This window comes from Alphaproteobacteria bacterium SS10 (assembly GCA_019192455.1).
Classification (GTDB): domain Bacteria; phylum Pseudomonadota; class Alphaproteobacteria; order TMED2; family TMED2; genus TMED2.
The window spans coordinates 1272599-1290993 of sequence record JAHCML010000003.1; the positions used below are offsets into that span (position 1 = coordinate 1272599).

The 18395-nt window shown below is 55.7% G+C and carries 16 protein-coding genes and 2 tRNA genes; all 18 read right to left on the reverse strand.

Annotation, left to right across the window (positions count from 1 at the left end; genetic code table 11):
• Nucleotides 1-1533 (reverse strand): NADH-quinone oxidoreductase subunit M, encoded by a 1533-nt coding sequence (locus KI792_06240; GenBank protein ID MBV6632619.1) that lies wholly within the window; start codon nt 1531-1533, stop codon nt 1-3.
• 5 nt (nt 1534-1538) lie between these two features.
• On the reverse strand, nt 1539-3476 hold the full coding sequence (gene nuoL / locus KI792_06245; protein MBV6632620.1) for an NADH-quinone oxidoreductase subunit L: 1938 nt from the start codon (nt 3474-3476) through the stop codon (nt 1539-1541).
• A 5-nt stretch (nt 3477-3481) separates the two neighbouring features.
• The gene (nuoK, locus tag KI792_06250) at nt 3482-3790 is read right to left on the reverse strand and encodes an NADH-quinone oxidoreductase subunit NuoK (GenBank protein MBV6632621.1); all 309 of its coding nucleotides are present in this window, start codon (nt 3788-3790) and stop codon (nt 3482-3484) included.
• A gap of 15 nt (nt 3791-3805) precedes the next feature.
• Nucleotides 3806-4405, reverse strand: a complete 600-nt coding sequence (locus KI792_06255) for an NADH-quinone oxidoreductase subunit J (GenBank protein MBV6632622.1) — start codon at nt 4403-4405, stop codon at nt 3806-3808.
• Between the two features lie 99 nt (nt 4406-4504).
• Complete coding sequence (gene nuoI, locus KI792_06260; GenBank protein ID MBV6632623.1) at nt 4505-4993, reverse strand: NADH-quinone oxidoreductase subunit NuoI; 489 nt, start codon at nt 4991-4993, stop codon at nt 4505-4507.
• A gap of 36 nt (nt 4994-5029) precedes the next feature.
• Nucleotides 5030-6046 carry an NADH-quinone oxidoreductase subunit NuoH gene (gene nuoH, locus KI792_06265; protein MBV6632624.1) on the reverse strand — a complete coding sequence of 339 codons (1017 nt, stop codon included), beginning with the start codon at nt 6044-6046 and terminating at the stop codon, nt 5030-5032.
• Nucleotides 6039-8126: an NADH-quinone oxidoreductase subunit NuoG gene (nuoG, locus tag KI792_06270; GenBank protein MBV6632625.1), complete on the reverse strand. Its 2088-nt coding sequence runs from the start codon at nt 8124-8126 to the stop codon at nt 6039-6041. Before nuoG ends, nuoH begins: the two co-directional genes overlap by 8 nt.
• Before the next feature lie 24 nt (nt 8127-8150).
• Nucleotides 8151-9437 carry an NADH-quinone oxidoreductase subunit NuoF gene (gene nuoF, locus KI792_06275; protein MBV6632626.1) on the reverse strand — a complete coding sequence of 429 codons (1287 nt, stop codon included), beginning with the start codon at nt 9435-9437 and terminating at the stop codon, nt 8151-8153.
• Between the two features lie 19 nt (nt 9438-9456).
• Entirely contained in the window at nt 9457-10068 is a 612-nt protein-coding gene (gene nuoE, locus KI792_06280) for an NADH-quinone oxidoreductase subunit NuoE (protein MBV6632627.1), read from the reverse strand.
• A 2-nt stretch (nt 10069-10070) separates the two neighbouring features.
• Nucleotides 10071-11252 (reverse strand): NADH-quinone oxidoreductase subunit D, encoded by a 1182-nt coding sequence (locus tag KI792_06285; GenBank protein ID MBV6632628.1) that lies wholly within the window; start codon nt 11250-11252, stop codon nt 10071-10073.
• Nucleotides 11253-11293: 41 nt separating this feature from the next.
• Nucleotides 11294-12031: an NADH-quinone oxidoreductase subunit C gene (locus KI792_06290; GenBank protein ID MBV6632629.1), complete on the reverse strand. Its 738-nt coding sequence runs from the start codon at nt 12029-12031 to the stop codon at nt 11294-11296.
• An 8-nt stretch (nt 12032-12039) separates the two neighbouring features.
• Nucleotides 12040-12630, reverse strand: a complete 591-nt coding sequence (locus tag KI792_06295; GenBank protein MBV6632630.1) for an NADH-quinone oxidoreductase subunit B — start codon at nt 12628-12630, stop codon at nt 12040-12042.
• Nucleotides 12631-12680: 50 nt separating this feature from the next.
• Nucleotides 12681-13058, reverse strand: coding sequence for an NADH-quinone oxidoreductase subunit A (locus tag KI792_06300; protein MBV6632631.1), 378 nt, complete (start codon nt 13056-13058; stop codon nt 12681-12683).
• A gap of 338 nt (nt 13059-13396) precedes the next feature.
• Nucleotides 13397-13473: transfer RNA gene (locus KI792_06305), tRNA-Asp, on the reverse strand.
• A gap of 152 nt (nt 13474-13625) precedes the next feature.
• Nucleotides 13626-13701: transfer RNA gene (locus KI792_06310), tRNA-Val, on the reverse strand.
• A 127-nt stretch (nt 13702-13828) separates the two neighbouring features.
• Nucleotides 13829-14101 carry an HU family DNA-binding protein gene (locus tag KI792_06315; protein ID MBV6632632.1) on the reverse strand — a complete coding sequence of 91 codons (273 nt, stop codon included), beginning with the start codon at nt 14099-14101 and terminating at the stop codon, nt 13829-13831.
• 150 nt (nt 14102-14251) lie between these two features.
• On the reverse strand, nt 14252-16666 hold the full coding sequence (gene lon, locus KI792_06320) for an endopeptidase La (GenBank protein MBV6632633.1): 2415 nt from the start codon (nt 16664-16666) through the stop codon (nt 14252-14254).
• A 293-nt stretch (nt 16667-16959) separates the two neighbouring features.
• Nucleotides 16960-18270, reverse strand: coding sequence for an ATP-dependent Clp protease ATP-binding subunit ClpX (gene clpX, locus KI792_06325; GenBank protein MBV6632634.1), 1311 nt, complete (start codon nt 18268-18270; stop codon nt 16960-16962).
• Nucleotides 18271-18395 lie beyond the last annotated feature (125 nt).

Consider the following 18395-nt stretch of genomic DNA (forward strand, 5'->3'; position numbering starts at 1 on the left):
TTACTCCTGCCCTAGCTCGGCAAATTGGGTTACCTGGCTGGCATCAAGCGCCACCTGGTAATCGGTAATTAAGCTCTCAACCGATGCCGACATCAGATCAAGGAAGGTTGATGGGTAAATGCCCATCCAGAAGACCAACACGATCAGCGGCAGGAAGATTGCGATCTCACGGCGGCTGACGTCTGGCAGGCTGGAAACCTCATCATTAGGCGCGGTGCCGAACACCACACGACGATAGAGATACAGCATGTACGCAGCACCGAGGATGAGGCCAGTCGCGGCCAGGGTCGCAACGGTTGTATTCACCTGGAACGCACCGAGGAGACTCAGGAATTCGCCAACGAAGCCGCTGGTACCAGGCACCCCGATAGACGCCATGGTAAAGGTCATGAAGATCACGGCGTAGCGCGGCATGTTATTCACCAGGCCGCCATAACGCTCAATCTCCCGCGTGTGCAGGCGGTCATAGACCACGCCAACACAAAGAAAGAGCGCACCAGAGACAATACCGTGGGACAGCATCTGGAAGACCGCACCTTCGATCCCCTGCTGGTTCACTGAGAACAGGCCCATGGTCACGAAACCCATATGGGCAATCGATGAGTAGGCGATCAGCTTCTTCATATCGCTCTGCGCTAGCGCGACGAGTGAGGTGTAGATCACTGCGATGACTGAAAGCGTGAAGACTAGCGGCGCGAAATAGTCGCTCGCCTCTGGGAACATGGGGATTGAGAAGCGGATGAAGCCATAGCCACCCATCTTCAGCAACACACCAGCCAGGATCACAGAGCCAGCCGTTGGCGCCTCAACGTGAGCGTCTGGTAGCCAGGTGTGGACCGGCCACATCGGCACCTTGACCGCGAAGGAGGCAAAGAAAGCGAGCCACAGCCAATACTGCATCTCTGACGGGAAGCCGTGATCCAGCAGCGCCACGATATCAGTGGTACCGGCCTGGAAATACATCGCCAGCATGGCGATCAGCATCAAAACCGAGCCAAGCAGGGTGTAGAGGAAGAATTTAAACGCCGCATAAACCCGGCGGGCGCCGCCCCAGATGCCGATGATTAGGAACATCGGGATCAGCACACCCTCAAACAGGATGTAGAACAGGATCAGGTCGAGGGCGCAGAACATGCCAACCATCAAGGTCTCAAGGACCAAGAAGGCCATCATGTATTCCTTCACCCGATTGGTGATCGCCTCCCAGCTTGCCAGTATACAAATCGGCACTAGCAGGGTTGAGAGCAGGACGAACCAAACCGAGATGCCGTCCACACCCATTTTGTAGCTAATGCCGCTATCACCCATGCCGGGCAGCCAGGCCACCTCTTCCACCATTTGGAAGCCAGCCTCAGCTGGATCGAAGGCGCCCAGGATGAAGAGCGACATGATGAAGGTCGCCAAGGAGGTAAACAGCGCAACCCAACGGGCATTGCGGGCAACCGCCTGCTGATCCTCATCATTGATCATCATGATGAAGGCGACACCCACCAAAGGCAGGAAGGTGACGATGGAAAGAATTGGCCAGCTCATATCGGTTATCCTGATTGCTGGCTCAGATACCAGGCCACCAGGGTGATAACCCCGATCAGCATGGCAAAAGCGTAGTGATAGACAAACCCGGTCTGCATCAGGCTGAACCGGGTCGCGAGACGTTTGGACAAGGACGCCATACCGTCAGGGCCCATGGCATCGATAACCGCGCCATCACCACCCTTCCAAAGGCCGCGACCCACATCCATAGAGCCACGAACGAAGACGCGGTTATAGAGCTCGTCAAACATCCACTTCCGGAAGACGAAGACATAGATCGGCTTAATCGCGCTGGTCACCTTCTGCGGCAGACCCGGCACAAACATATAAGCGAGATAGGCACCCAGAATGCCGATGATCGCGGCAACAAGCGGCGTCTTCTTCACCCAGGTTGGGACATGGTGTGCCGCTTCAACCGTGTCGCGGCCCTCGGCGATAAAGATGGCAGCCCCCCAGAACTCAAACCGGTGATGGCCGACAAACCATTCATAGCCAACGATACCGGCAAAGACAGCACCGACGGCGAGGATCGCCAAAGGCACGGTCATCACCAAGGGTGACTCATGCACATGGCTCATCACATCCTCAGATGCGCGCGGGGAGCCGTGGAAGGTCATGATGATCAGGCGCCAGGAATAGAAGGCGGTCATCACGGCCGCGGCGATACCCATCCAATAGGCAAACTCACCAATGCCCGTGTGTTGCGCCCAGGCGGCCTCTAGCACGATGTCCTTGGAATAGTAGCCAGCGAAGAGTGGGATACCGGCAAGCGCCAGGGATCCGATCCACATCATGGCGTAGGTGAACGGGATCTTCTTCCAGATGCCGCCCATATTTCGCATGTCCTGCTCGTCCGACATGGCGTGGATAACAGAGCCAGCACCAAGGAACAGCAGCGCCTTAAAGAAGGCGTGTGTCATTAGGTGGAAGATCGCTGCCGGATAGGCCGATACGCCAAGGGCGAAGAACATGTAGCCCAGCTGGCTCATCGTCGAATACGCGATCACCCGCTTGATATCGAACTGGGTAAGGCCAATCGTCGCCGCGACAAAGGCCGTCACCGCGCCGAGAACCGTGACGACAGCGAGGGCATCGGGTGCAAACTCAAAAATTGGTGACAGGCGGGTAACCAGGAATACGCCGGCGGTGACCATGGTGGCCGCGTGGATTAGGGCCGAAACCGGTGTCGGCCCCTCCATCGCATCGGGCAGCCAGGTATGGAGGCCCAACTGCGCCGACTTACCCATGGCACCAACAAACAGCAGCAAACAGGCAATCGTCAGCGCGTGGCCGGTATAGCCAAAGAAGGTGAAGGTCGCGTCGGCCTTATCTGCAATCACAACCGGATCCAGCAGTTCGGAGAACTGAACGGTCCCGAAGATCACAAAGATCGCCAGAATACCGAGCATGAAGCCAAAATCGCCAACACGGTTCACGACGAAGGCTTTGATCGACGCCTGATTGGCGCTGTCCTTGTGATGCCAGAAGCCAATCAACAGGTATGAGGCCAGGCCCACGCCCTCCCAACCGAAGAACAGCTGGATCAGGTTATCGGCGGTCACCAGCATCAACATGGCGAAGGTGAACAGGCTCAAATACGCCATAAACCGTGGCTTAGACGGGTCATGGCTCATATAGCCGACGGAGTAGTAGTGCACGAGGCAGGACACCAAGTTCACCACAAACACCATGACAGCGGTCAGCGTATCGAAGCGAAGCGCCCAAAACAGCTCAAGCTCACCGGATTTAATCCAGGTAAGCAGGCGAATAACCTCAGCATCATGGCCATGTGAGTATTTGAACAGCAGCGCAATCGACAGTGCTGCCGCGACTGTCATGGCACCACAGGTAATCGCCTGCGATCCACGGTCGCCCAGGGCACGGCCAAACAGGCCAACAATCAGCGCAGCCAAACCGGGGAGGAATACGGCGAGAACTTCCATGGCCCCTACCCCTTCATCATGTTGATGTCTTCCACCGCGATCGACCCACGGTTACGGAAGTAGACGACAAGGATAGCAAGGCCGATAGCAGCCTCAGCCGCCGCGACGGTGAGAATGAACATGGCAAAGGCCTGGCCACTCAAATCACCGAGATAGGCGGAGAACGCGACGAAGTTGATGTTGACCGATAGCAAGATCAGCTCAATCGACATCAGGATCACAATAACATTGCGGCGATTGGCAAAAATCCCGACCACCCCAAGGGTGAACAGGATCGCGCCAACCGTAAGATAGTGCATCAAGCCGATTTCCATGCCTCACCCTCCCCGTCAAATACCGGTTCGGGACGGCACTTTACGCACCATCACCACATCATCAGGCCGCCGCGCCACCTGCTCATCGACCTTCTGCTTACGCACACCTGGGCGGCTTCGAAGCGTTAGGACAATAGCGCCAATCATGGCGACCAGCAGGATCAGGCCAGACACCTGGAAGATCATCAAATAATCGGTGTACAGCACCTCACCCAAGGCATGGGTGTTTGAGCGCGCGCCATCAGGCGTCGCCTGATTGACCGTGGCCCCGGACAAATCTGCGCCAAAGACAAAGATCAATTCCGCGAGGAAGATCACCCCAACACCGCCACCAATCATCAGATAGCGCCGCATACCGGTTCGCAGTTCCTCGAAATTGATGTCGAGCATCATGACGACAAACAGGAACAACACCGCAACCGCGCCGACATAAACAATCACCAGGATCAGGGCGACAAACTCAGCGCCCATCAGCACAAACAGCCCGGCCGCATTGAAGAATGCCAGGATCAGGAAAAAGACTGAGTGCACGGGATTCCGTGACGTGATCACAGCCAGCCCGGAAAGGCAGGTGATCCCGGCAAACAGATAAAATGCGAGGGCGCTTAAGGTCATTGGGCGCGCTGATCCAGGCGGGGTTACGGCCGACGAGTACTCGCCGATTGAAAATGTCTGATCACGGCGGATTATGCCGTGGCTGAAGACAACAGGTGTTTAACGGTAGGGGGCGTCAGCCGCAAGATTGGCGGCGATCTGGGCTTCCCATCGATCACCATTCGCTAGCAGCTTATCCTTATTGTAGTAGAGCTCTTCTCGGGTCTCGGTGGCGAATTCGAAGTTCGGCCCCTCGACAATCGCATCCACCGGGCATGCCTCCTGACAGAGGCCGCAATAGATGCATTTGGTCATATCAATGTCGTAACGAGTCGTGCGCCGCGAGCCATCATCTCGTGGCTCAGCCTCAATCGTAATCGCCAATGCCGGGCAGACCGCCTCACATAGTTTACAGGCGATGCAGCGCTCTTCCCCATTGGGATAACGGCGCAAGGCATGCTCACCACGGAAGCGTGGGCTGATCGGCCCCTTCTCGAACGGGTAGTTCAGCGTCACCTTGGGCTTGAACATGTATTTAAGCGTCAGCGCCAAACCGTTGACGATCTCCGCCAACAGGAAGCTTCGGGCTGTGCGATCAACCATAGCCATGTGAGGACAAGCGCTCCTTAACGCGGGATCAGCCGATTAGGCTGGCAGGCTGTCAGTGGCGACGAGAATGCCCGCGACAACCAACACCCAAAGCAGTGAAAACGGCAGAAAAACCTTCCAACCCAGGCGCATCAGCTGGTCATAGCGATAGCGTGGCAGCGTTGCCCGCACCCAGAGGAAGACAAACAAGCAAAGCGCGGTCTTCAACGCGAACCAGACAATGCCTGGCACCAGGTTAAACGGCGCAAAATCAAAACCAAATGGCGGCAACCAACCGCCTAAGAACAGCACAACGGTCATGCCGCTCATCAGGATCATGTTGGCGTATTCACCGAGGAAGAACAGGGCGAAACCCATGGCCGAGTACTCGACATGGAAACCGGCGACAATCTCAGACTCACCCTCAGGCAAGTCGAACGGCGCACGGTTGGTTTCAGCCAGGCAAGAGATGAAGAAAACGATCAGCATCGGGAACAGCAGGCCCCACATCCACACTGGCCGATCAGCCAACACAATCTCTTGCAGGTTCAACGACCCGGTACACAGCAGGACCGTGACGATCACCAAACCAATAGAGACCTCGTACGACACCATCTGTGCCGCTGAACGCATCGCCCCCAGGAAAGCATAGACTGAGTTCGAGGCCCAGCCAGCCATGATCACCCCATAAACACCAAGCGATGAGATGGCGAACAGGTACAGGACGCCAACATTGATGTTGGCCAGCACCCACCCCTCATCCACCGGGATCACAGCCCAGGCGACGAGTGCGAGGAAAAAGGTCAACATTGGCGCCAAAACAAAGATTAGGCGGTTGGCGCCACTTGGGATCACGATCTCTTTTGAGAGCAGTTTTAGACCGTCCGCGATCGGCTGCAACAGACCAAAGGGGCCAACCGTATTTGGGCCCTGACGCAGCTGCGCCGCACCGAGAACTTTGCGCTCCGCATAGGTAAGATAGGCAACCGAAAGCAAGATCACGCCGACAATCAGCGCGATATGCCCCAGCATCCAGGCACCCGGGATCACATAGGTTGTTAGCAGATCATCCATCGGTGCCGGTCCTTTGGGCCTGGGCGCGCATATCTTCAGGCGATTGGCCGTTTACGATCTCGTCGACACAGGCCTGCATCACCTCAGAGGCGCGTGAGATCGCACAGGTCTGATAGTAGTTCTGAACAGCCCCGACAAACGGCGCCTCATCAACCTTGCCATCAGCACCGAACGCCTTTGCCTCAACCTCAAGCGGTTGATCCAAGCTTGCGAAGGCTGGATAGGCCTCAAACATCGCCTGACGAACCGCACCCTGGCTGTCATATGGCAGGGTTTGGCCAAGAACAGCCGATAAGGCCCGCAGGATCGACCAGTCTTCCCTTGCCTCACCCGGCGGGAAAACAGCGCGGCGCGTGCTCTGCACCCGGCCTTCCATATTCATATAGATGCCGTGTTTCTCTGAATATGCGGCGCCTGGCAGAATGACGTCAGCCTTGGCGGCCGCCTTGTCGCCGTGGTGGCCCTGATAAACAACGAAGGCGTTATCAAGCGGCTCAAGCGGCAACTCATCGGCATCAAGGAGATAGACCGCCTTGATCTTACCGGTCGATACATCCCCCATCAGCTCACTCAAGGCGCGGGCCTTATCTTTCGGGGCAAAACCAAGCTGAAGCGCACCAACACGGGCCGCTGCCGTGTGCAGCAGGTTAACGCCGTTCCAGCCATCACGGACCAGATTGTATGTATCAGCAAGTTTGGCTAGCTGAGCCTGCATCGCCATGCCATCTGCCCGCTGAAGCGCGCCCATGCCCAGGATAACCAAGGGACGCTCGGCGGCCTTTAGCTTGGCGGCAAACTCACCGCTGCCATCAAGGAGTGCTGCAACGGTCTGTGGCCCGGCCCCCAGATACTCATAGGGGTAGGTCAGATCCGTGTTTTCACCGACCACACCAATGGTCAGACCACCTTGCAGATAACGCTTACGAATGCGGGCATTGACCATGGTGGCCTCATGCCGTGGGTTGGCGCCGATCATCAGCACCAAATCGGCATCCTCGATGCCCGCAATGGTCGAGTTGAAGACGTAACCGGATGGCTCATGGGCATCGAAACGCGCACCATCCTGGCGGCACTCAAGATGCTCACTGCCCAATGCGGCCATCAGCTCTTTCAGCATGAAGATTGATTCAGCGTCTGCCTGATCACCGGCGACGGCTGCAATCTGGTCGCCGGACATGCCTTTCAAGCCGGCTGCAACAGCTTCAAAAGCCTCCTCCCAACTAACCGGCTGAAGCTTGCCATCGGTCCGCACATAGGGCCGATCCAACCGGCGCTTTTTCAACCCATGGCATGCATGGCGCGTTTTGTCGGAGATCCACTCCTCATTCACGTCTTCATGCAGACGCGGCTGTACGCGCAGCACCTCTGAACCACGGGCATCCATACGGATGTTGGAGCCAACCGCATCCATCACATCGATTGTATGGGTCTTTTTCAGTTCCCAAGGGCGTGCGTTGAATTCGTAAGGCTTTGATGTCAAAGCACCAACTGGGCACACATCAACCAGATTGCCTGATAGCTCTGAGGAGATCGCCGTCTCAAGATACGGACCGATTTCAGAGTGCTCACCACGGCCAGTCATACCCATCTCCGGCACACCAGCAATCTCATCGGCAAACCGTACGCAGCGCGTACAATGAATGCACCGGGTCATGATGGTTTTGACCAAGGGCCCAAGATACTTGTCTGAAACGGCACGCTTGTTCTCAGCAAAGCGGCTGCGATCAAAGCCATAGCCCATGGCCTGATCCTGAAGGTCACACTCACCACCCTGATCGCAAATCGGGCAATCAAGCGGGTGGTTAATCAACAGCATCTCCATGACGCCGTTACGGGCCTTCTTCACCTTCTCAGAACTGGTGAAGACCTCCATGTCATCGCCAGCGGCCATGGCACAGCTGGCCACAGGCTTAGGCGCGCCCTTTACCTCAACCAGGCACATCCGGCAATTGGCAGGCACGGAAAGCCGGTCGTGATAGCAGAAGCGCGGCACCTCAACCCCAACCTGCTCACAGGCTTGAAGGATGGAGGCGCCCTTCTCGACCTCAACCTCGATATCGTTGACCTTAAGTTTCGGCATATCGCCCTGCCCCTAATCCGTATCCTATTCCGCAGCCACTGAACGGGCGCGGTAGTCGAGAATGCGTTCTTCCATTTGCGGCCGGAAATGCCGGATCAAGCCCTGGATCGGCCAAGCCGCCGCATCGCCATGGGCGCAGATCGTGTGACCCTCAACCTCGGTCGTTACATCGAGCAGCATGTCGATCTCTTCAACAGAGGCATCACCCTTCGCCATGCGCTGCATTACCCGGTACATCCAGCCGGTACCCTCCCGGCAAGGCGTACACTGGCCACAACTCTCATGCATATAAAAGCGGGAGAGTCGTGCAATCGCCTTCACGATATCCGTCGACTTATCCATGACGATCAGACCCGCGGTGCCGAGGCCCGATTTCTGCTCACGCAGGCTGTCGAAATCCATCAGCACGTGGTCGCAGATATCACCCGGTAAGCACGGCGTTGAGGAACCACCCGGAATAACCGCAAGCAGGTTATCCCAACCGCCGCGAACACCGCCGGCATGCTTCTCAATCAGCTCTTTCATTGGAATGCCGAGCTCTTCCTCGACATTACAGGGCTGTTCAACATGGCCAGAAATACAGAACAGCTTGGTACCGGTATTCCGCTCACGGCCTAGCCCGCCAAACCATTCACCGCCACGGCGCATAATCGTCGGCACGACAGCGATGGTCTCAACATTGTTTACTGTGGTTGGGCAGGCATAAAGGCCAGCACCCGCGGGAAATGGCGGTTTATTCCGGGGCTGGCCCTTCTTACCTTCAAGGCTTTCAAGAAGCGCTGTTTCTTCGCCGCAGATATAGGCACCCGCCCCGCGGTGGAGATAAAGGTCGAAGTCCCAACCAGAGCCCGCCGCATTCTTACCGAGAAGACCTGCCTCGTACGCCTCTTCAATCGCGCGTACGATGGAAGAGCCCTCATTGTAGAACTCGCCACGGATATAGATGTAAGCCGCATGCGCCTGCAGCGCGAAGCCTGCAATCAGAGCCCCTTCGATAAGCTTATGTGGCTCATGGCGCATGATATCCCGGTCTTTACAGGTGCCCGGCTCAGACTCATCGGCATTGATTACCAGATAATGTGGGCGGTCAGTGACTTCCTTGGGCATGAAGGACCACTTCATCCCCGTTGGGAAACCAGCACCGCCACGACCGCGCAGGCCGGAGGTCTTCATCTCTTCGATGATCCAATCACGGCCTTTAGCGATGATCGCCTTGGTGTCATCCCAATCACCACGCTTCTTGGCGTCGTCTAAGCCCGCGCCTAGCCAGCCATAGAGATTGGTGAAGATACGATCTTTATCCTGCAGCATGATTCACGTCTTCCTAGCGTCACTCTGCCGGTTGAAGTTCTTTAAGGGAGGTCGGCCCCGTTTCAGCCATAGAGCCCTGCCGCCCCTGCTGTGAGCCGATATCAACCTTCTCACCCGCCGCAAGCTGATCAATGATCCGCTCTATAGTCTCAGGCGTTAGGTCTTCGTAGTAATCATCGTTGATCTGCACCATTGGTGCGTTCACGCATGCGCCGAGGCACTCAACCTCTTCGATTGAGAACTTGCCATCTGGCGTCACTTCATCAAGGCCGACACCCAGCTTGCGCTTACAGGTTGCGAGGATCTCATCGCCATCACGCAACATGCAGGGCGTGGTCGTGCAGACTTGGATTAGGTTCTCACCAACTGGCTTGATCTTGAACATCGTGTAGAAGGTCGCGACCTCAAACACCCGGATCTCCGGCATATCCAAGATCTTAGCAATGCAGACCATGGCCGCAGTTGGGATCCAGCCACCATGCTGGCGTTGCGCCAGGTCCAGCAAGGGCATCACGGCACTCTGCTGCTTACCCTCAGGATAACGCGCAATGATCTTTTTGATCTGCTCGTGATTTTCCGGCGTGAAGTCGAACTCGGCCGGCTGTTCCACATCTTTTGGTGGGGTCGCCATAATCATCGATCGATCTCTCCGAACACAACATCAAGCGAGCCAATAATGGCCGGTACATCGGCCAGCATATGCCCCTTGGAAAGCAGGTCCATTGCCTGCAGATGGGCAAAACCCGGCGCACGGATTTTGCAGCGATACGGTTTGTTGGTGCCGTCTGAAACCAAGAACACACCGAACTCACCTTTTGGCGCCTCAGTGGCGGTGTAGGTCTCTCCGGCTGGGACGTGGTAGCCCTCAGTGTAAAGTTTGAAATGGTGGATCAGCGCTTCCATTGACCGCTTCATCTCACCACGTGGTGGTGGGGCAACCTTCCGATCATCAACTTTGACCGGGCCATCAGGCATCTTCTCAATGCACTGCTTTACGATGCGTACACATTCACGCATCTCGGCCATCCGAACCAAATAGCGGGCGTAACAGTCATTGGTNGTACCAACCGGGATATCAAAATCCAGCTCTTCATATACATCGTAAGGCTGGGATTTTCGTAGATCCCAAGGCAATCCGGCGCCACGGATCATCGGGCCGGTAAAGCCCCAAGCGATGGCCTCTTCCTGCGTACAGGTGCCGATATCAACCGTACGCTGCTTAAAGATACGGTTCTCGGTTAGCAGGTTATCGAGGTCATCAATAAAGGCCGGATAGCCTTCCATGAACTCCGCAATGTCATCCAACAGACCGGCAGGCAGATCCTGGTGCACACCACCCGGACGATAGTAGTTTGAGTGCAGACGCGCGCCGCAGACCCGGTCATAGAAGCTCATCAGCTTCTCGCGCTCTTCAAAGCCCCAAAGTGCTGGGGTTAGCGCGCCGATATCCAGGGCAAACGTGGTGATATTCAATAGGTGATTAAGGATGCGGGTAATCTCCGCAAACATCACCCGAATGTACTGGGCACGGCGTGGTGCGGTAATGCCCAACAGCTTCTCAACCGCCAAGGCGAAGGTATGCTCCTGGCACATTGGCGAGACGTAATCGAGGCGGTCGAAATACGGCACCGCCTGAATGTACGTCTTATGCTCGATCAGCTTTTCCGTACCACGGTGCAGTAGACCGATATGTGGGTCGGCCCGTTCGACAATCTCACCATCCATCTCCAGGACCAGGCGCAGAACGCCGTGTGCCGCCGGGTGCTGGGGCCCGAAATTGAACGTATAGGGCTTAATGCGGGTTTCATCTGCCATGCCAGATGCGGCCGGCGAGATGGCTCCAGATTGCATGTTCATTATGACTTACCCCCCTGGGCGCCGTCATCAGAGCCATGGTGCCGAGAACCGGAACCACTCTCCGTTGGATTGAACTTTGGATGCGCAGCCTTCTCATCACCCGGCAGCATGACATCGGTCATACCCTCCCATGGGCTGAGGAAGTCAAAGCTGCGGAAATCTTGGGTCAGCTTCACCGGCTCATACACCACCCGCTTCTGCTCTTCATCGTAGCGAAGCTCAACAAAGCCGGTTAGCGGGAAGTCTTTGCGAAGTGGATGCCCCTCAAAACCGTAATCCGTCAGGATACGGCGCAGGTCGGGATTGCCATCAAAGAACACGCCATAAAGGTCCCAGCACTCACGCTCGAACCAACCGGCGGAGGGGTGAATGCCGACGATGCTTGGCACCGGCTCATCATCATTGGTACGCAGCTTTAGGCGCACCCGATGATTATGCTTCATGCCCAACAGGTTATAGACAATCTCAAACCGGGGATCTTCAGCAGGGTAGTCAACGCCACAGATATCGATCAGCTGATCAAACAGGCAGTTTTGATCATCACGAAGGAAGCTGATCACACCGAAAAGCTGCGCTGGATCGACCAAGATCACCAACTCACCGGCTTCGACGCGGATTTCGCGCACCCGCTCCCCGAACACATCGGTCAGGTAGCTTGAAAGCTCTTCAAGCGGTGATGGCTCAACAACCTCAGCGGTTGCGACCTCATCTTCTTCCGTTGTGGTCTCTTCACTCATCAATCATCTCAACGGAATAGCGGTGTCTCGTCACGGCGGATTTTCTTCTGCAGCTGCAGAATGCCGTAAACCAATGCCTCAGCCGTCGGTGGACAGCCCGGCACGTAGATATCGACTGGCACGATCCGATCACAGCCACGCACCACAGAGTAGGAGTAGTGGTAATAGCCACCACCATTGGCGCAAGAACCCATGGAGATAACCCAACGTGGCTCTGGCATCTGGTCGTAAACCTTGCGCAAGGCCGGGGCCATTTTGTTGGTCAGGGTGCCAGCAACGATCATCACATCGGATTGCCGCGGGCTTGGCCGCGGGATCACACCAAACCGGTCAAGATCGTACCGGCTCATATAGGCGTGGATCATCTCCACGGCACAGCAGGCCAAGCCAAAGGTCATGGGCCATAGGGAACCTGTCCGTGCCCAATCGACCAGCTTCTCCATATTGGCAACGACGAAGCCCTTATTCTGCAGCTCATCCGATGCCGCACTGATCAACGCATCCTGCGCGGCACCTGGCGGCAAGCCGCGGGCGTCAGGGTTTATTGGCTGGGCCGGACCAGGCGGAATTCCAGGCGTCAAAGGTGCCGGATTATTCATAGCGTAGCCTCAACAATCGGGCGCATGGATATGGACATAGGTGTTCACCCCTACTCCCACTCAAGCGCGCCCTTCTTCCATTCATAGATAAAGCCGACGGTCAGAATGCCGAGGAAGGCAACCATCGACCAGAATCCAAACATACCGATCTGCCCAAGGGAGATAGCCCAGGGGAACAAGAACGCCACCTCAAGATCGAAGATGATGAAAAGGATCGCGACCAGATAGTAGCGAACGTCGAACCGGGTTCGGGTGTCGTTAAACGCATCGAACCCACATTCATAGGCCGAGACCTTTTCAGGATCGGGGTTCTTCACACCAACCAGGAAGGACAGCCCGTAGGCCGCGCCGGCGATGATGATTGAGATCACCAAGAACACCAAGATTGGCAAGTATTCGCGCAGTAGGGCGTTTAGCTCTGGGTCCATAATCTGGCACCAAGTTCGACTAAGATTTCCGACGGCTAGCTGACGGCTAGTTGCACCGGTCATCAACATGAAAATCAGACCAAATGACTTACGCTTCAATCACAGGAATTCCAAGCCTGATAGGCCGATATGACGCGATTAATTGGCATCCCTGCCCGATTGGCAAACATTCAGGCTCGGCTACTTGCGAAGCACTTGCAACAACCATCCGAACCACTTGTCGTCCACGATAATGGATGAACCCGAACAAGCGGTTACCAAGCTATCGGCATGTGCCGGATAGCAGCAATCGATCCTAGCTCGTGCGTAGGTAAGCGATTCTTGATTTTAAGGATAAATGGCGCGAGTGACGGGACTTGAACCCGCGGCCTCCGGCGTGACAGGCCGGCGCTCTAACCAACTGAGCTACACCCGCGTATTATCGGCGCGACCTGTTTGATCGCGGATAATCGAGAGCGCCTTTCCTACGGCCTCACCGGGTTGGTGTCAACGACCGATGATCGATGAAAAGGCAAAAAAACATATCACGGCCAGTATGACCGTATCTCGACTGCAAAATGCCGGAAATGGTGGGCGGTACTGGGCTCGAACCAGTGACCTTTCGGGTGTAAACCGAATGCTCTCCCAACTGAGCTAACCGCCCGTACGTGAAACATGGGCCAATCGCCCCTGTCTCTCTTGGCATATAGCAAAAAATAAATCCGGTCGCACCCCGTAAACCGAGGGCGACCGGATCTAAAACTCGAACACGCTAGGCGTGTCGTACCGTCTTAGTTGACGGCTTCTTTAAGGCCTTTACCAGCCTTGAACTTAGGCTGATTGGAAGCCGGGATCTTGATGGTCTCACCGGTCCGTGGGTTACGGCCTTCAGAAGCAGCGCGCTTGGTCACCAGGAAGGTACCAAAGCCAACGAGGCGAACTTCGTCGCCCTTTTTAAGAGCGCTGGTAATAACTTCGAAAACAGCTTCAACAGCTTTGGTAGCGTCAGCCTTGCTGAAATCACCGTGTGCCGCAACTTCTGCGACCAACTCATTCTTATTCACAGGGGGCCCCCTTCTTGAGGTCAGGATCTAATAGGTTGGGCTTGATTGAAAAAGCCCGGAAAACCGCCGCGGAGTGTAGTTAGGCGAATGGCTGTCGTCAAACCAAACCGACCAATTTTATCCACCGAATCGCTAGGTTTTCCGCGATTTTTAGTGTCGAACCACTTCTGAGGCGTCATCACCATCGCCAGATGGGGGCACACTGTCCTCTTCAATCGCAGTATCGTCCCAATCAATGGGCTCTACCGGGCGAATCAGAGCGTGCTTCAAAACCTCTTGCACAGTACTCACCGGGATAATCTCAAGACCACGCTTCACGTTTTCCGGGATATCCCGAAGGTCTTTTTCATTATCAGCCGGAATTAGTACGGTTTTGAGCCCACCACGGAGTGCGGCCAGAAGTTTTTCTTTTAAACCACCAATCGGCAGCACGCGACCACGCAACGTAATCTCACCGGTCATTGCAATATCCCGGCGTACCGGAATCTGGGTCAAAACCGACACGATTGACGTGATCATACCCACACCAGCCGATGGACCGTCTTTTGGAGTCGCCCCCTCTGGCACGTGGACGTGGATGTCGCGCTTCTGGAACATGGTTGGCGGAATGCCAAACTCATGGCTACGTGACTTACCGAACATCTCGGCCGCCTGAATAGACTCACGCATCACATCACCGAGCTTACCGGTCATGGTGACCTTGCCCTTACCAGGCAGGGTCACGGATTCAATCGACAGCAACTCACCGCCGACCTCGGTCCAAGCCAGACCGGTCACAACACCGACCAGATCATCCTCTTCCGCCATCCCGAAGCGATAGCGCGGAATACCGGCCAGCTTCTCAAGATTGCGTTTGGTGATGCTCATCTTGTCGAGCTGCTTCATCAGGATTTCCTTCACCGACTTACGGCAAAGGTTGGCGATCTCACGCTCAAGGTTCCGCACGCCCGCCTCACGGGTATACCGGCGGATCAACTCGCGCAGCGCCTCATCTGAAATTGAGAACTCACCCTCTTTCAGACCATTGGCCTGCATCTGCTTGTTTAGCAGGTGACCCTTGGCGATCTCGACCTTCTCATCCTCGGTGTAGCCAGGGATGCGAATGATCTCCATCCGGTCCAGCAAAGGTTGCGGCATCCGCAACGTGTTCGCCGTGCAAAGGAACAGAACATTGGAAAGATCGTAATCAACCTCAAGATAATGGTCGTTGAAGGTTGAGTTCTGCTCAGGATCCAAAACCTCAAGCAAAGCGGAGGATGGATCACCGCGCCAATCGGCGCCGAGCTTGTCGATCTCATCAAATAGGAAGAGCGGGTTATTGGTCTTTGCCTTCTTCATGCCCTGGATAATTTTGCCAGGCATGGACCCGATATAGGTCCGGCGGTGACCACGCACTTCTGCTTCATCACGCACACCACCAAGGGAGATACGGACGAAGTTACGGCCGGTCGCCTCAGCAATAGATTTACCGAGGGAGGTTTTACCAACACCTGGGGGGCCAACGAGGCAAAGGATCGGGCCTTTGACCTTATCAATCCGCTGCTGAACCGCGAGATATTCGAGGATGCGCTCTTTCACCTTCTCCAGACCATGGTGGTCACGGTCGAGAACTTCTTGAGCCAGCTTGATGTCCTTCTTCACCTTGGACTTCTTCGCCCATGGGATTGAGATCATCCAATCTAGGTAGTTGCGCACGACGGTGGCCTCAGCCGACATCGGGCTCATGGATTTGAGTTTCTTCAACTCAGCCAGGGATTTTTCCCGGGCTTCCTTCGGCATCTTCGCCTTTTTGATATTGTCTTCCAGCTCAGCCAGGTCGTCGCGAACTTCCTCGCCCTCTCCCAGCTCCTTCTGGATCGCCTTCATCTGCTCGTTCAGATAGTACTCGCGCTGAGTTTTCTCCATCTGCCGCTTCACGCGGGTGCGGATGCGCTTTTCAACCTGAAGCACGCCAATCTCATTCTCCATGAGGGCGTAAACCCGCTCGAGCCGTTCGGAAACTGACTGAATTTCCAGCAGCTCCTGCTTCTCGCCAATCTTCAGCGAGAGGTGGGACGCGACGGTATCGGCCAGCTTGCTGGGCTCTTCGATCTGGTTGATCGAGACGAGAACTTCCGGCGGGATCTTCTTATTCAGTTTGATGTACTGCTCAAACTGGGACACGACGGCACGCGACAGCGCTTCAAGCTCACGTTCCTGATCGTCTTCATCGCTGAGCGGCTCGACGGTCGCTTCGAAGAAATCGTCATTGTCAGTGAAATCAGCGACGCGGGTACGTTGCGCGCCCTCAACCAGCACCTTCACCGTGCCATCGGGCAGTTTCAGCAACTGCAAAATCGTGCCAAGCGTGCCGATATCGTAAAGATCCTTCGGCTCTGGATCATCCTGGCTGGCATCGCGCTGGGTCAGCAGCAGAATCTGCTTATCGTCTGCCATCACATCTTCAAGCGCGCGCACTGATTTTTCACGCCCAACGAATAGCGGAACGATCATATGCGGAAAGACCACGATGTCGCGCAGCGGGAGAACGGGATAGGAGGCTGCGCTCGCTTGGTCGTCACTCATTCATTTAACTCCAACATGCCGCCGCTGATTTGCGTTGCGGCCAATTCCTAAAACTTATGTCGCTACCGAAGGCGATCAATCACCCAACCATTCAGCGATACCACAGAAATGGCGGGCCGATGCCCCGAGTTCAAGCACCCCACCCCACTGCCCATGGGGATATGGTGCAAGTGTGACAACGCGCGCGCCATGGCAACTCGTCTAAACCTGATCATGCACATATTCCGGGCGTAAAAAAGGCCCGGAATGCCAAGGCATCGGGCCAATTTTACACTGATTATCCAGCTGATCGGTTAAGAGGCGCTATCGGCAACTTCTTCCTTCCGATCTGAGTAAATGTAGAGCGGCTGACCGGTATTTTGGACCACGTCCTTATTAATGACGATGGATTCCACATCATCGAGGCCAGGCAGATCGAACATTGGGTCGAGCAGGAAGCCCTCCATGATCGAGCGAAGGCCACGAGCACCGGTCTTACGCTCAATCGCTTTAGCGGCGATTGCCCGTAAGGCGTCTTCTTTAAACTCGAGGTCGATCTTCTCCATCTCGAACAGGCGCTGGTACTGCTTAACCAGTGCGTTCTTTGGCTCGGTCAGGATTTGGATCAGCGCATCCTCATCCAGATCTTCCAGCGTCGCGATGACAGGCAGGCGACCAACGAATTCTGGGATCAAACCGAACTTCAGCAGATCTTCTGGCTCAAGGTCACGCAGTGCCTCACCAATCCGGACATCTTCCTCATCCTTCACATCGGCACCGAAGCCCATGGCACTGCCTTTGTGGCGCTGGCCAATAATCTTATCGAGGCCAGCGAAGGCGCCACCACAGATGAACAGGATGTTGGTCGTATCAACCTGGAGGAATTCTTGCTGCGGGTGCTTACGGCCACCTTGTGGTGGGACGGATGCAACCGTGCCTTCCATGATCTTCAGAAGTGCCTGCTGCACACCCTCACCTGAGACATCACGTGTGATGGATGGGTTGTCAGACTTGCGGCTGATCTTATCAACCTCATCGATGTAGACGATGCCACGCTGCGCACGCTCAACATTGTAGTCGGCGGCCTGGAGAAGCTTGAGAATGATGTTCTCAACGTCTTCACCGACGTAACCAGCTTCCGTCAGCGTGGTTGCATCAGCCATGGTGAACGGCACATCAAGGATACGGGCAAGCGTCTGGGCGAGCAGGGTCTTACCGGAACCGGTTGGGCCGATAAGCATGATATTCGACTTAGCCAGCTCGACCTCACCACCCTTCGCGGTGTGTGACAGCCGCTTGTAGTGGTTGTGAACCGCAACCGAGAGAACCCGCTTAGCGAGGTCCTGGCCGATCACATAATCATCAAGAACGGTTTTGATGTCGCGCGGCGTTGGCACGCCATCTTTGGCTTTGACCAGCTGGGTCTTGTTCTCTTCACGGATGATATCCATGCAGAGCTCAACGCATTCATCACAGATGAAGACGGTTGGACCAGCAATAAGCTTGCGCACCTCATGCTGAGATTTGCCGCAGAACGAACAGTACAGCGTGTTCTTGCTGTCGCCGTTCCCGTTGCCATCACCGTTATCGGTACCGTTGCTATCGCCGCCGGAAGATTTTGACATTTGCCTTACGCTCCGAGGATGGACGTTGCCACCCCCTTGTCTACGGGTGGATGCGGCGGTGGCAACTGCCACCATGCATCCTTACTCTCATTCAATACCAAGGCAGGACCGTCGATCAACCATTG